Raw genomic sequence first — 13,392 nt, forward strand, 5'->3', positions numbered from 1 at the left:
GGCTTCCCAGAAAACTGACGCCAGGTAAACAACTTTAAATTTCTAAGTAACACTCGCTCTCCTAAGTACGCTTTGTTACGCCAAGGCTCTCAACTAATTCCGGCAATTTTTTGGGCGTTAATCCCAGCTTTTCATAAAAGCCCAAGAACTGATCGAAGTGGCCGGACGATTCCCCCAACTGCATCACCATCACCTGTAAATTCGGGCGAAACAACCGCGTCGTCAAAACCGTTGTGCTCATATCGCCCAGCACAAAACAGTTTTCCGGCAGCGACGGCAGGATCACCTCAAACGGCACATTGGCCGGAATTTCAAAAACGCCGGGCAACGACAGCACGGATAATACGTCATTTTCCAGATCTTTTGGATGGTATTTTACGGCAATTTGCCAGCCCTTATCAGAAAGTCTGGTCAGTAAATCCCGTGCTTCCGACTCATAACCGAGTACCTGACGCATGTCATTGGTTTCCGGCAGAGTCAGCATCAACTGACAGGTTTCAAGGCGCTCTTGGTCAATGGAAAAGGATTTCAACCAGGCCTGGGTAATTTCCTGCAATTGTCCGTTTTCAAACCAAACGGACCGCAAGGGCTCGGCCGCTTTTTCTTTCAGCAAAGGTGTGACCCAATCCGGATAAGCCACAATCATCTCATCAATCCATTTGCTGCCACCAATGGTCGGCGGTGTTTGCCACCAAAAACCGTAAAACAACTTCTTCAACCAATCGTCGACGACCCTGTCTGAAAAGCGTTTTGACGCCTTACGGCCGACATAAGTATATAAACCTTCATCGAGATAAATGCCTTGTGCGTTAACACCCAGTTCTCGACATTGATGCATGACCCATTGAAACTCCAGATGCCGGTCATTACCGACATACACCCGTTCCGGCCGGAAAGCATCCACTTCGGATTTCAAATCCGCAAACAAACGTTTTCGACTGGCAACTTTGTCCCAGCCCTTTCCGCTCGGCCGGAAAAAGATTTTGGTCTCGACAAAAGGCGATTCTTGCCAGGCCTGCATGGATTTTCGAAAGAAGTCCATTCGGCGATTATCCGATTCTTGTGCCACAAAAAAGAGTTTGGCCTCTTCTTCATCACGACGGGATAGCGCCACGGCAAGTGAAACCAATAAATGCAGCGGCGTGGAGACCAAATAGTAAGCCGTTTTTTTTGTGATGCCCTTTGTCACACTACACTCTCCAACGCATTTAACACGTCGTCTGGCCGGAGGTGTTCAAGTGATTGTTCGGCTTGTTCGTCGGATTGAAACCGCTTCAGGTACTGGCGCGCGCACGGAGAGGCCAAACGGTGAACATTCGCCCCCAATGCTCCGACCAACTCGGGATCGGTAACCCGGTACAGCACCACCATCGGAGTCTCCAAAGCCGCCGCCACATGCGACAAACCAGTGTCCACCGACACGATACCGTCCGCAAACTTCAACAGCCGAGCCATGGCATTCAACCCCAGAGGCGAATCCGGCACCCAGGCCTGGTCGTTTTTAAGGGATTTCGCCAATCGCAAAGCCCGTTCGCGCTCCTCTTCAGTTCCCCATGGCAAAACCACTTTTTGCCCGGAGGCCGTGAGCTTTGCAAGCAAGTCTCGCCAATAATCCTCTGGCCAAAGCTTGGTTTTCCAAGTGGTACCATGCAGACACACATAATAAGGGCTGTTTTGAAAATCGGTCGGCAAGCTGTCCGGTCGTTGCCAATTCGAGGTATCCAATCGATACTGAACCGGTGACGCAGAAACATCTTCATACCCCAAGGCCGCAGAAAACAGTTGCCGCAACCGCATGATCGCGTGCTGTGCCTTCGGAACCGATACTGTTCGTTGATACCCCAAACTGGCCAGCGGCTCACGCACACTTTGCCAATCCATCCCAACACGCTCACCGCTGCCAATTTTGCGCATGACCCAGAGGCTTTTCAATAAGCCTTGCGCATCCAACACCAGGTCATAATGGGTTTGATTAATCGTTTGAAAAAACGTTCGAATTTCGTGGCGGGTAGCCCCCTGCCAGAAGGTTTTACGCCAGCGTCGCAGCGCGATGGGAAAGACTTGATCGACGGCCGTGTGCCATTGCGGAATTTCGGCAAACCCTTCCTCCACCACCCAGTCGACTTGCAAATCCGGCCAGGCCTGAAGCGCATCACTCAAGGCCGGAAAGGTATGAAAGACATCCCCCATTGAGGACATTTTGATTAACAGTATCCGCATTGACTTCGACGAGTTTACCGAACGAAATCCAACACACGTGGATTTTCCGACAGCCAGGTCAGATATTTCTCCACACCCTCAGCCACCGAATGGAAAGGCTGATCGTAACCGGCCTTTCTCAAACGGGTATTATCCGCTTGGGTAAAACTCTGGTAAGCCCCTTTCAAGTGCTCGGGAAATGGAATGTATTGGATTTCACCCTGACCGTGAAATTTAATCACCGCTTCGGCGATGTTCTGAAACGGCTCCGCCGCGGCCGGCCCCAAATTGAAAATGCCCGACTGCTCCGGGTTTTCCATAAACCACAGATTCACGTTCACGACATCGTCGATATACACGAAATCACGCGTTTGCATACCCGCTTCATAACCATCGTATGCACCGAACAATTTCAACGGCTCTCCGGCCAGCAACTGGTTATGCAACTTGAACGCCACACTGGCCATATCACCTTTATGTTGCTCGCGCGGCCCGTACACATTGAAATAACGGAACCCGGCGACCTGACTTTCCGCATGCGGCAGCACGCGGCGAACATACTGATCGAACTGAAACTTGGAATAGCCGTAAACATTCAGCGGCTTTTCATATTCACGTTCTTCGACAAACGTCGGTCCGTCACCGTAAACGGCGGCCGAAGACGCATATAAGAATGGAATCTTGCGATTCAGGCAGTAATTCAGCAGGTCTTTGGAGTACTCATAATTGTTGTCCATGACATATTTGCCATCCCACTCGGTGGTTGCCGAGCAGGCCCCTTCATGAAACACACATTCAATGTCCGGCAACCCTTCTTCGGCGAAAATACGCGACTGAAAGTCTTCTTTATCCAAGTAGTCGGCGATGTCACAATCCGCGATATTGATGAACTTCTTACCGTTCTTCAGGTTGTCCACCACCAAAATGTCGCTACGCCCCTGAGCATTTAAGGCTTTGACAATATTCGAGCCGATAAACCCGGCGCCGCCCGTGACCACAATCATGAATCTTTCCTTCTCAATTCAAATCATGAGAATTCTATCATTAACCCCACGCCAGTTGCGAAAAAAGGTAGAATAGGCGCCAAAAAACACAGACGCGACACATGGAAAAACTGCAAACAAAATGGGGGCGCTTCAAGGCGCACATCGAAGCCTGGTTGGTCGACCACGAAATTCTGCGATTCTTTTACCGCAATTTTCATCGGTTGTCTGAAAATGCCTTCCGCAGTAACCATCCGTCACCGGCTTTCATTAAAAAATTGAAGCAAAAATATGGCATCAGCACCATTATCAGTTTGCGCCGTGCCGACAACACCGGCCAATACCAACTGGAAAAAGAAGCTTGCGACCGACACGGCATTACACTGATCAATCACCCGATGTCATCTCGAAGCTTTCCGGATGTGGATCGAATCCTGCAAGCCAAAAAGATACTGGAAACCGCAGAATACCCTATTTTGATTCACTGCAAATCCGGCGCCGACCGGGCCGGCATGATGAGCGTTTTCTACAAACATTTCATCCTTGAACAGCCGATCTCGGAAGCCCTGTCCGAACTGAGCATGAAATACGGCCACTTTCGCTGGGCCGACACCGGCAAGCTCGACGTATTTTTCGACACCTTTCTGGCCTTTGAAAAAGAAAATCCCGACACCACCTTTATCGAATGGGTCGAAAACCATTATGATAAACCCAAACTGAATCAAGAATTCCACGCCGCCGGTTGGGCCAACATCGTCGTCAATCGCATCCTAAAAAGAGAGTAATATGTTCGACCGACAAACGCTGTCACTCTACGGAAGACTGCTGCGATACATTCGTGACTACAAAGCGGCCATATTCATCACCCTGATCACCATTGCCGTGATTGCCGCCATGGAACCGCTGAGCGCCATTATCCTCGGTAACCTGGTCGATGAAAGCCTGATTGAAAAAGATCCTAATTCTTTCATACTCCTGCCACTGCAATTGGCCGGCGTCTTCATATTAAAAGGCATCGCCGAATACTTCAGTAAAGTGATGAGCACCTGGATTGCGCAAAAAGCGATTTTAAACATTCGTTCCGAGCTCTATAGCAAGATGCTCTTCCTACCGAGATCGCACTACAATGAAACCTCCACCGGTAGCATGATGTCGAAAATCACCTACGACGTCACACAAACCGGTAACGCCTTGTCCGAAGCCTGGATTGTCATCACGCGCGACAGCTTGACCATTCTCGCCTTACTGGCCACCTTAATCTATTACTCTTGGCAGCTGACTTTAGTGATGCTGGTCATCGGACCGATTGTGGCGTTTTTCATCGATCGTGCCGGCAAACTGATGCGAACATCGAGTACCGACATGCAGGACGACATGGGACAGCTCACCCATCGCCTGGAAGAAGGCCTCAAAGGCTACCAAGACGTCAAGATATACGGTTCGGAAACCTATGAGCTCGACCGATTTAAAACGTCGGCTGAATCCCTTCGCCGAAACACCATGAAAGTCACCAAGGTTTCCGCCTTGAACGTACCGTTGGTGCAAGTCATCGCCGCGATTGCCTTATCCATTGTGGTTTACATCGCCGTTCAAATGGTCAATGCCGGCACCATGACCGCCGGGGACTTGATCACCTATGTCACTGCCATGGGCCTGATTTTCGAACCGATCCGCCGCATCACCAACATCAACGCCACTGTCCAAAAAGGGATGGCCGCCGCCAAAAGTATCTTTGCCATTCTCGACGCGCCCAGTGAAGACAACAACGGCACCCAAACACTGGAGCAGATTGACGGCCGTATTCGCTTTGAAAAAGTGTCCTTCACCTACCCAAGCGCCGACAAACCCACTCTCACCGAATTAGACTTAACCATCCCGGCTCGAAAAACCACTGCACTGGTCGGCCAGTCCGGTAGCGGGAAATCAACACTGGCGAATTTAATTGCCCGTTTCTACACCGTCACGGACGGCCAAATCACCCTGGACGATACGCCGCTCAACGACATCGAACTCAACAACCTACGACAACATATCGCCTTCGTTAGCCAAAACGTCATTCTGTTTAATGATACAATAGCAGCCAACATCGCCTACGGTCACGATGAATTCGATGAAGCCGCCATTATCGCCGCCGCCAAAGCCGCCCATGCCTGGGAATTCATTCAAACCCTTCCTGAAGGGCTTGATACGACCATCGGCGACAACGGCGCCTTACTGTCAGGCGGACAACGTCAACGCATTGCCATCGCCAGGGCCTTTCTGAAAAACGCCCCGATCCTGATCATGGACGAAGCCACGTCGGCACTGGACAATCAAAGTGAAAAACTGATTCAAGACGCGATGGAAACATTGCGTGAAAACCGTACGGTCATTATCATCGCTCACCGGCTCAGCACCATTGAAAATGCCGACAATATCGTTGTTCTGCAGGATGGCGTCCTGCAGGAACAAGGCAGCCACGATGAACTGATGGCCTTGAACGCCATCTACTATCAACTGTACACCCAAGGAAATTTAAGTGAGTAACCCCCATCCAGACACCTTTCGGCTAAGCTTTTTATGCCCAAGGTATTGGGGCATCTGGATAGGCTATGGCTTACTTCGCTTGATCGGATGGCTCCCCTATCAAACCAAATTCCGTGTTGGGAAAACCATTGGCCGCCTGCTTTATCGCGTCGCGCCGAGCCGAAGACGCCTGGTGCGCAAAAACCTGACCATTGCCTTTCCAGAAAAAACCGACAATGACCTCGCATCACTGGTCAAAGAGCATTTCGAGTCGCTTGGCATCAGTTTGATTGAAACCAGCATCAACCTGTGGGGCGACCACCGCAAAGGCCCAAACAACAATCAAACGGGCACTCACCAGCATTACAAAGGGCTGGAAAATCTGGAAAAGGTGGCCGGGCAAGGCGTACTATTACTGGTACCGCATTTCACCACCCTCGAGACCACCGGGTTGATGCTGTCGAAAATCACCCAATTTCGACCGATTTACCGGAAACACGACAACGCACTGATGGAATACCTGATTACCAAAAGCCGGACGCTCACCTCGGGCGAAGGAGATACCGTCAAACCGCTCATGAATACCGACACGCGAGCCATGATCAAAGCCTTAAAAGCGGGTGAAGCCATGATGATTCTTCCCGATCAGCGTTATCGCGCCAAGGGCAAAGTCGACGTACCGTTTTTTGGCCGACCGGCACCCAGCAACCCGGGAATCTGCAAACTGGCCAAACTTGGAAACGCCAAAGTGTTACCGGTTTTCACCCGACGCATCGGCACCGATTACGAGCTGAACATTCTGCCAGGCCTGGAGAATTTTCCGACCGGCGACGACTACCAGGACGTCCTACGGTTACACGCACTTTATGAGGCCGAAATTCGGGAGAATCCCGCTCAATATCTATGGAGCCACAACCGGTGGAGCCTGAAAAAGGGAAAAGATTTTTAGACCTACCGAAAAACACGTAAGCCGACGGGAATACATCAGACGCACTGATATTTAACCATTCAAAAATGCTATAATATCATCAATTTTTTTAGAATTTTAAATCAGAAACGGAAAGAATATGGCAAAGGAACTTCGCGATAAGCAACTTCGATCTCGAGTCAAACTACTGGGTTCCCTCCTTGGGGAAGTCATTGAAACCCAAGTCGGAAAGTCCACACTCGACGCCGTGGAAAAACTCCGAAAAGGTTACATCAAACTCCACAAAGAAGACGACCCGAAACTCCGCCAAGAACTCAAACAATTCATCGAAGAACAATCGCCTGAAAGCCTCATTCTCATCATCCGAGCGTTTAACCTTTATTTCAGCCTGGTTAACCTGGCCGAAGAAGAACATCAATATCATGAACGTCAAAGCCAACTGAAATCCGACGGGCCGCTTTGGATGGGATCGGTTTTGAACACCATCAGCGAATTCAAGCAAGAAGGCCTTTCCGCGCAGGAAGTGGAAACACTGATCAATAAGCTGTGCTACATTCCGGTGTTCACGGCTCACCCGACCGAATCGAAACGCCGCGCGGTCATGGAAAACCTGCGCCGTATCTTCATTACCCTGGGCGAACTGAACGAAGCGGAAGCTTACAACAATCCTTACGCTCAAGAAGAGGTCATTAAACGCCTTCAATACCAAATCCAGGTTCTGTGGAAAACCGACGAAGTCCGTCGCATGAAACCGACGGTTGAAGATGAAATCCGTAACGGCATCTACTATTTCCGCCAATCCTTGTTCAAAGCCGTGCCTCGCGTTTACCGTTACATGGAGCGCGCTTTGGCCCGCCACTATCCGGACGACAACATCGAAACCCCGAACTTCCTAACCTTCGGTTCCTGGATTGGCGGAGACCGAGACGGCAACCCGTTCGTCACCCATGAAACCACCGTGAACGCTCTGTTAATGCAAAGCCGCGCCGCTATCTACGAATATCAGCGCCGCGTGTTTGAGTTAAGCACACATTTGACGCAATCGCGCTATATTTCCGACATCAAACAAGAAGTCATCAACCGCGCGACCATTATCGACGCCGACCTACAGGAGCGCGTCTTCCATAAGCGCGCCGACCGTTTCCGCGACGAACCTTATCGCCGCTTCTTATATTTGATGCACGGCCGTTTGCAAGACAACCTCGCGTACATTGAAGCGCAATTGAATGATGAGCCGACCGAAAAACCGAAATTCGGCTACAAAAACGAACAAGAATTCCTGGACGACCTGCGATTGATTTACGATTCACTGTGCAGCCACGGTGACCAGGAAGTCGCGGACGCCAACTTGAAAGACCTGATTCGTCTGGTACAGACTTTCGGTTTCTACCTGATGCGTCTCGACATCCGTCAGGAATCCACCGTGCACACCGAAGCGGTTGCCGACCTGCTGTCGCACCTTGGTATCGACTACATGAGCCTTTCAGAAGCCGAACGTCTGGACCTACTGTCGCAACAAGTGTCTTCTCCGACCATTATCGACACCCAGCATCTGGACTTGAAAGACATGACACTGGAAGTATTGGAAGTCTTCCACGTCATGCGCCGCATGCGCGAAGAAATCAGTGAAAAGGCCTTCAACAACTACGTCATCTCCATGACACACGAAGCCAGCCACGTAATGGAAGTGTTGTTCCTGGCCCACCAAGCAGGCTTGGCAGGCTACAATGCGGGCGAACCTTACTGTAAAATCCGCGTTTCGCCATTGTTCGAAACCATTCAGGATTTGGAACACATCGTACCGGTCACCTCGGCGCTGTTCGAAAACCCGACTTACCATGCCCTGCTGAAAGCGTCCGGTAACCAACAGGAAATCATGCTGGGTTATTCGGATTCCGCAAAAGACGGCGGTAACCTCTCCTCGGCCTGGACGCTTTACCAGGCCCAGCAGCAAATCATGAAGCTGGCCGACGAATACAGCATCGACTGCCGCTTGTTTCACGGACGTGGCGGAACGGTCGGTCGCGGCGGCGGTCCGACTCACAGCTCCATTCTTTCGCAGCCGACCGGTACGGTTCGCGGCGAAATCAAGTTCACCGAACAGGGTGAAGTGCTGTCCTACAAATACAGCAACGCCGAAACCGCCATGTACGAATTGTCGATGGGGATTACCGGCTTGATGAAAGCCAGTAAGTGCCTGGTACGCAAACCGCAGGAAGACAACCCGGCTCACTTGGAAGCCATGCAAAAGCTGGCAAAAGAAGGCGAACACGCATTCCGCGATTTGACCGACCATACCGAAGGTTTCTTCAAATTCTTCTACGAAGCCACACCGGTCAACGAAATCGGCCTGCTGAACATCGGTTCTCGTCCGTCTCACCGTAAGAAAGGCAATTTGTCCAAATCTTCGATTCGCGCCATTCCATGGATTTTCGGTTGGGCACAAGCGCGCTTGACCTTCCCGGCCTGGTACGGCACTGGTTTCGCTTTGGACAACTGGGTCAACGAGCAAGGCGATGCTCAGCTGAAAGACATGTATGAAAACTGGCCGTTCTTCCGCGCCCTGCTGAGCAATATCCAGATGTCCCTGTTCAAAACCGACCTGGTGATCGGTAAAGACTATAGCGAACTGGGGCAAGACAAAGCTCAGTCCGACAAAATCTACAATATGATCGCGTCGGAACATGTCCGCTCGGTGGACACCTGCCTGGAAATCAGCGGTAACAACTATCTGATGGCCGACACACCGCAACTGGCGTTGTCGCTTTCCAGACGGACGCCTTATTTAGAGCCGTTAAATCACATCCAGGTTGCGGTTCTGAAACGTTACAAAGACGAACAGACCTCGGAAGAGGAAAGAGAAGTCTGGTTGACACCATTATTGAACAGCATCAACGCCATTGCAGCCGGGATGCGCAACACCGGTTAAAACCAGGCTTCAGTGCACTACAAGCGTTTCAACCGATTGAAGCGCTTGTTTGGTCTGAACAACATTTACCAAAATCGGTTATAATACAAAGCTAACTGATTTATTTAACAGGAAGGTTAAGCATGCAAATTACCTTGCTAAAATCGAAACTCCATCGGGTTACCACCACGCATTCGGAACTGGACTACGAAGGTTCCTGCGCGATTGACGGCCACCTCTTGGAAGTGGCAGGGATTCGAGAATACGAGCAAATCCAGATTTACAACGTCAATAACGGTAACCGCTTCACCACTTACGCCATTCGCGCGGAAGACAATAGCGGCATCATTTCCGTGAACGGCGCGGCCGCGCATAAAGCGGCGCCTGGAGATTTGCTCATCATTGCGACTTACGCCACCATGGACGCAGAAGAAGCCGATGAGCATAAACCGATTATGGTGTATTTCGACGAAAACAACCAAATCACTCATACCCGGAATACCATTCCGGTGCAAATGCAGCAGATGGCTTAAACTCAGACTCATTAGACCATTTAACCGCATTATCGATAGCCCGCCTTGTCGGGCTATTTTTTTATCTGCATTTCCTCTACCGAAATCGACTGAGTTCGAACATTCTCGCTCTGGCCTTCGTCTTCAAAATAGTTTGGTTCAATGATAATCTCCACTCGACGGTTCATCGCGTAACCAGCCTCGGTTTCCGCCAAGGACAAGGGCGACGTATCCGCCACGCCGACTACTTCGGCCTGACGGGACTGAATAATACCGTTCTCAATCAGCTTTTGAACAACCGCCGCGGCGCGGGCACTGGACAGTTCCCAATTAGATTTAAAGCGCCCGCCCACAACCGGGCGTTTATCGGTATGCCCAACCGCCTGAACTCTGGAAAACTCAGTGACATAAGGCTGTAATTTGCTTAAATAAACCGCAAACCCAGGTTTCAATTCTGCACTGCCGGTGGGGAAGGAAATGTTTTCGGGAAAGGAAATGTGCACCCGTTTTTTCTCCGGGTCCAAGGAGACTTGTACATCGCTTTGGCGGCTCGCCATGGCAAAGGTTTCCACCAAGCTCTCATACAAGGGTTTCAGGTTTTCAATCGTCGTTTCACCGTCTTGGTCTTGCTCAACCTTTCGCTGTTCGTCCGCCTGCTTGAAATACTGTACTTGAGTTTGGGTCAAATCCGACCCGTGTCCCAAGGTATGCGTCAGAGATTTAACAATCGCTTCGTATTTATGGGCGTCCAAGGTCGACATCGCAAACAACAACACAAAAATCGCCATCAACAGTGACATCAAATCCGCGAACGTCGCCAACCAAGGCGCATCATTACACTTTTTCTTCGCCATCAGGCCTCGTCCACCAAAGGTTTGGTTTCCAAATAAGGGGAAAGCATGTCCCGCATGATATTTGGATTTTGTCCCTGACTGATGGCCTCCAAAGCATCGACAATCATCAACTGACGCAAGGATTCTTCCTGCCCCCAGGTCGTGATTTTATCGGCCATCGGCAAGGCAAACAGGTTGGCGATCATCGCCCCATATAAGGTCGTCAGCATGGCAACGGCCATCGCCGGACCAATCGACGCCGGATCCGACAGGTTCGATAACATTTGAATCAAGCCTACTAGCGTCCCGATCATGCCAAAAGCCGGTGCCGCACCGCCAATGGAAGCAAACACCCCGGCACTGGTTTCCGCTCGCTCCACCAGCAGTTTGTTCTCTTCCAACAAGGTCTGACGAATCAAATCCTTGGAATAACCGTCCACCATCATGCGAATGCCGCGGCGGTAAAATTCATGATTGATTTCCATGTTCTCCAGTGCCAAAAACCCTTTCGAACGCGACGTTCTCAGTAAATCTTCCGTCAAATCAATCAATTCATTTTTGTCTTTAATATCGTTAGACGGCATCAAAATGCGAAACGACATCGCCACGGCATGCATGGCTTCATGATAGGAATACCGAATCATGGTCGCGGCGATGGTACCGCCGATGACAATCATCAAACCGGGAATATTAATAAAGATCAGAATGGAAGATCCCATCGACATGGCGACGAGAACGATGGCCACCCCGAGAAAGAGGCCGATAAAGGTAGAAAAACTCATGGTTAATATCTTATTGTTAGAGTGTCACGAAAGACCTGTTCTGACCAGGCCTGGTTATTTTTGTTTTTTAATGCGGCGCCACCAGTACATTATCCAACAGGCGCGTTTTCCCTAAACGGGCGGCGGCCACAATCACACAGTTCTCGCCCGCGGAATCAACCGGTTCCAGCGAGTCGGTTTGACGGATATTCACATAATCCACAGCGTCAAACCCTTCTGCCAGCAACTGTTGCGTGGCTGTTGCTTCCAATGCCCTGAAATCATCGTTTTCGGACTCAATCGCCATCCGAACCGATTGCAACACCACAAACAGTTTGGGCGCGATCCGACGTTGAGCTTCATCCAGATACTGATTTCGGGAGCTCAATGCGAGACCGTCGGCATCCCGCATAATCTCGGCCCGAATCAACTCGACGGGCATGGACAAATCTTCGACCATACGTTTTAACACCGCCACCTGCTGAAAATCTTTCTGGCCAAACACCGCCACATCCGGTTGAACCATATTGAACAACTTATTCACCACCGTGGTGACGCCGTCAAAGTGCCCTGGCCGGGTAGCGCCTTCCAAAATCGTGGTCAAATGCGACGGCGCCACCACCAATGTCTGTTCTTGTCCATTTGGATACATTTCCTCGACGGAGGGCGCAAATACGGCATCCACGCGTTTTTCCCGCAAATAAGCACAATCCTGCTCATAGGTGCGGGGGTAACGGTCAAAATCTTCATTCGGTCCAAACTGCAAAGGATTCACAAAAACGCTGACCACCACCCGGTCGGCCTTTTGCCGAGCCTTGTCCACCAAACTGAGATGACCCGCATGCAAATTGCCCATCGTCGGCACCAGTGCCACCCGTTGTCCGGCACGCTTCCATTCCATCACCGTCTCTCTCAGAGACGACACTTTATCCAGCTGCAGCATTTATTCGCCCATCCAGTGTTCCGGCCCCGGAAAACGCTGGTGCTTCACATCGGCCACGTATTGCGCCAAGGCCGTTTGTACGGAATCGGCTTCCTGCAAAAAGTTTTTGGCGAATTTCGGCGCTTTTCCCAGCGTCAAGCCCAGCACATCATGCCAAACCAGTACCTGTCCATCCGTATCCACACCGGCACCAATACCAATCACCGGAATCGACAAACGGTCGGTAACGGTTTTTGCCAAGCTGGCCGGCACACATTCCAAGACCAGCATTTCCGCCCCGGATTCCTGCAAAGCGATTGCATCGTCCAACAACTTTTGCGCGGCCTGTTTTTCACGTCCGGCGACTTGATACCCTTTCAGCTGCACCGATTGCGGCAATAGCCCCAAGTGCCCACAAACCGGCACACCCAAATCGGTCAAGGCACGCACCAGAGACAAAACCCGCTTGCCGCCTTCGACCTTGACCATATTGGCCAAACCTTCCTTCATCAAACGGCTCGCCGCGGCCAAACCTTGCGACACGTCGGCATCCGCCATAAACGGCAAATCGGCGACACACCAGACCTGGTGGTTTTTACGTTGTACCATTTGGGTGTGATAAACCATGTCATCCAGCGAAACCGGCAAGGTATTCTCATGCCCTTGCACCACCATACCGAGCGAATCGCCGACCAGCAGAACATCAACCCCCGCTTCCACGCCCCAATAGGCTTGGCTGGCTTCATAAGCCGTCAAACAGGCGATTTTTTCGCCTTCGACTTTCATCTTTCTGAGCTTCGATAAGGTTTTCATAATAATTTCCAGTGTGAGTGAAACCGAT

At 50.8% G+C, this 13,392-nt stretch carries 12 protein-coding genes; 5 read left to right on the forward strand and 7 right to left on the reverse strand.

Annotation, left to right across the window (positions count from 1 at the left end; genetic code table 11):
• Positions 1-61: 61 nt before the first annotated feature.
• From EPV75_RS08150 to rfaD, 3 genes are read right to left on the reverse strand one after another with little or no spacing between them, the layout of a single operon-like run.
• Positions 62-1,189, reverse strand: a complete 1,128-nt coding sequence (locus tag EPV75_RS08150) for a polysialyltransferase family glycosyltransferase (RefSeq protein ID WP_128385053.1) — start codon at positions 1,187-1,189, stop codon at positions 62-64.
• Positions 1,186-2,220 carry a lipopolysaccharide heptosyltransferase I gene (gene waaC / locus EPV75_RS08155; protein ID WP_128385054.1) on the reverse strand — a complete coding sequence of 345 codons (1,035 nt, stop codon included), beginning with the start codon at positions 2,218-2,220 and terminating at the stop codon, positions 1,186-1,188. Before waaC ends, EPV75_RS08150 begins: the two co-directional genes overlap by 4 nt.
• Before the next feature lie 14 nt (positions 2,221-2,234).
• A complete protein-coding gene (gene rfaD / locus EPV75_RS08160; protein ID WP_128385055.1) occupies positions 2,235-3,203 on the reverse strand; it encodes an ADP-glyceromanno-heptose 6-epimerase in 969 nt (322 codons plus the stop codon).
• 101 nt (positions 3,204-3,304) lie between these two features.
• Between rfaD and EPV75_RS08165 the strand changes: the two genes are divergently transcribed.
• The 5 genes from EPV75_RS08165 to panD all read left to right on the forward strand — a co-directional run bounded on the left by EPV75_RS08165 (position 3,305) and on the right by panD (position 10,056).
• Entirely contained in the window at positions 3,305-3,967 is a 663-nt protein-coding gene (locus EPV75_RS08165; RefSeq protein ID WP_128385056.1) for a fused DSP-PTPase phosphatase/NAD kinase-like protein, read from the forward strand.
• Position 3,968: 1 nt separating this feature from the next.
• A complete protein-coding gene (msbA, locus tag EPV75_RS08170) occupies positions 3,969-5,708 on the forward strand; it encodes a lipid A export permease/ATP-binding protein MsbA (RefSeq protein WP_128385057.1) in 1,740 nt (579 codons plus the stop codon).
• A complete protein-coding gene (locus EPV75_RS08175; RefSeq protein WP_128385058.1) occupies positions 5,701-6,636 on the forward strand; it encodes a lysophospholipid acyltransferase family protein in 936 nt (311 codons plus the stop codon). The genes msbA and EPV75_RS08175 overlap by 8 nt, the downstream gene beginning before the upstream one ends.
• A gap of 118 nt (positions 6,637-6,754) precedes the next feature.
• A complete protein-coding gene (gene ppc / locus EPV75_RS08180; protein ID WP_128385059.1) occupies positions 6,755-9,544 on the forward strand; it encodes a phosphoenolpyruvate carboxylase in 2,790 nt (929 codons plus the stop codon).
• Positions 9,545-9,666: 122 nt separating this feature from the next.
• Complete coding sequence (gene panD / locus EPV75_RS08185) at positions 9,667-10,056, forward strand: aspartate 1-decarboxylase (RefSeq protein ID WP_128385060.1); 390 nt, start codon at positions 9,667-9,669, stop codon at positions 10,054-10,056.
• 53 nt (positions 10,057-10,109) lie between these two features.
• On the opposite strand, the gene EPV75_RS08190 is transcribed toward panD, so the two are convergent.
• The 4 genes from EPV75_RS08190 to panB all read right to left on the reverse strand — a co-directional run bounded on the left by EPV75_RS08190 (position 10,110) and on the right by panB (position 13,364).
• Entirely contained in the window at positions 10,110-10,889 is a 780-nt protein-coding gene (locus EPV75_RS08190; RefSeq protein WP_128385061.1) for an OmpA/MotB family protein, read from the reverse strand.
• A complete protein-coding gene (locus EPV75_RS08195; protein WP_029938411.1) occupies positions 10,889-11,650 on the reverse strand; it encodes a motility protein A in 762 nt (253 codons plus the stop codon). The genes EPV75_RS08190 and EPV75_RS08195 overlap by 1 nt, the downstream gene beginning before the upstream one ends.
• Positions 11,651-11,717: 67 nt before the next feature.
• Positions 11,718-12,572: a pantoate--beta-alanine ligase gene (gene panC / locus EPV75_RS08200; RefSeq protein WP_128385062.1), complete on the reverse strand. Its 855-nt coding sequence runs from the start codon at positions 12,570-12,572 to the stop codon at positions 11,718-11,720.
• On the reverse strand, positions 12,573-13,364 hold the full coding sequence (gene panB / locus EPV75_RS08205) for a 3-methyl-2-oxobutanoate hydroxymethyltransferase (RefSeq protein ID WP_128385063.1): 792 nt from the start codon (positions 13,362-13,364) through the stop codon (positions 12,573-12,575).
• Between the last annotated feature and the right edge of the window lie 28 nt (positions 13,365-13,392).

The organism is Hydrogenovibrio thermophilus, assembly GCF_004028275.1.
GTDB lineage: Bacteria > Pseudomonadota > Gammaproteobacteria > Thiomicrospirales > Thiomicrospiraceae > Hydrogenovibrio > Hydrogenovibrio thermophilus.

Coding starts and splice junctions, on each gene's coding strand:
- panD (WP_128385060.1), top strand. CDS start 9,667: ATGCAAATTACCTTGCTAAAATCGAAACTCCATCGGGTTACCACCACG.
- panC (WP_128385062.1), bottom strand. CDS start 12,572: ATGCTGCAGCTGGATAAAGTGTCGTCTCTGAGAGAGACGGTGATGGAA.
- msbA (WP_128385057.1), top strand. CDS start 3,969: ATGTTCGACCGACAAACGCTGTCACTCTACGGAAGACTGCTGCGATAC.
- panB (WP_128385063.1), bottom strand. CDS start 13,364: ATGAAAACCTTATCGAAGCTCAGAAAGATGAAAGTCGAAGGCGAAAAA.
- EPV75_RS08190 (WP_128385061.1), bottom strand. CDS start 10,889: ATGGCGAAGAAAAAGTGTAATGATGCGCCTTGGTTGGCGACGTTCGCG.
- rfaD (WP_128385055.1), bottom strand. CDS start 3,203: ATGATTGTGGTCACGGGCGGCGCCGGGTTTATCGGCTCGAATATTGTC.
- EPV75_RS08195 (WP_029938411.1), bottom strand. CDS start 11,650: ATGAGTTTTTCTACCTTTATCGGCCTCTTTCTCGGGGTGGCCATCGTT.
- ppc (WP_128385059.1), top strand. CDS start 6,755: ATGGCAAAGGAACTTCGCGATAAGCAACTTCGATCTCGAGTCAAACTA.
- EPV75_RS08165 (WP_128385056.1), top strand. CDS start 3,305: ATGGAAAAACTGCAAACAAAATGGGGGCGCTTCAAGGCGCACATCGAA.
- waaC (WP_128385054.1), bottom strand. CDS start 2,220: ATGCGGATACTGTTAATCAAAATGTCCTCAATGGGGGATGTCTTTCAT.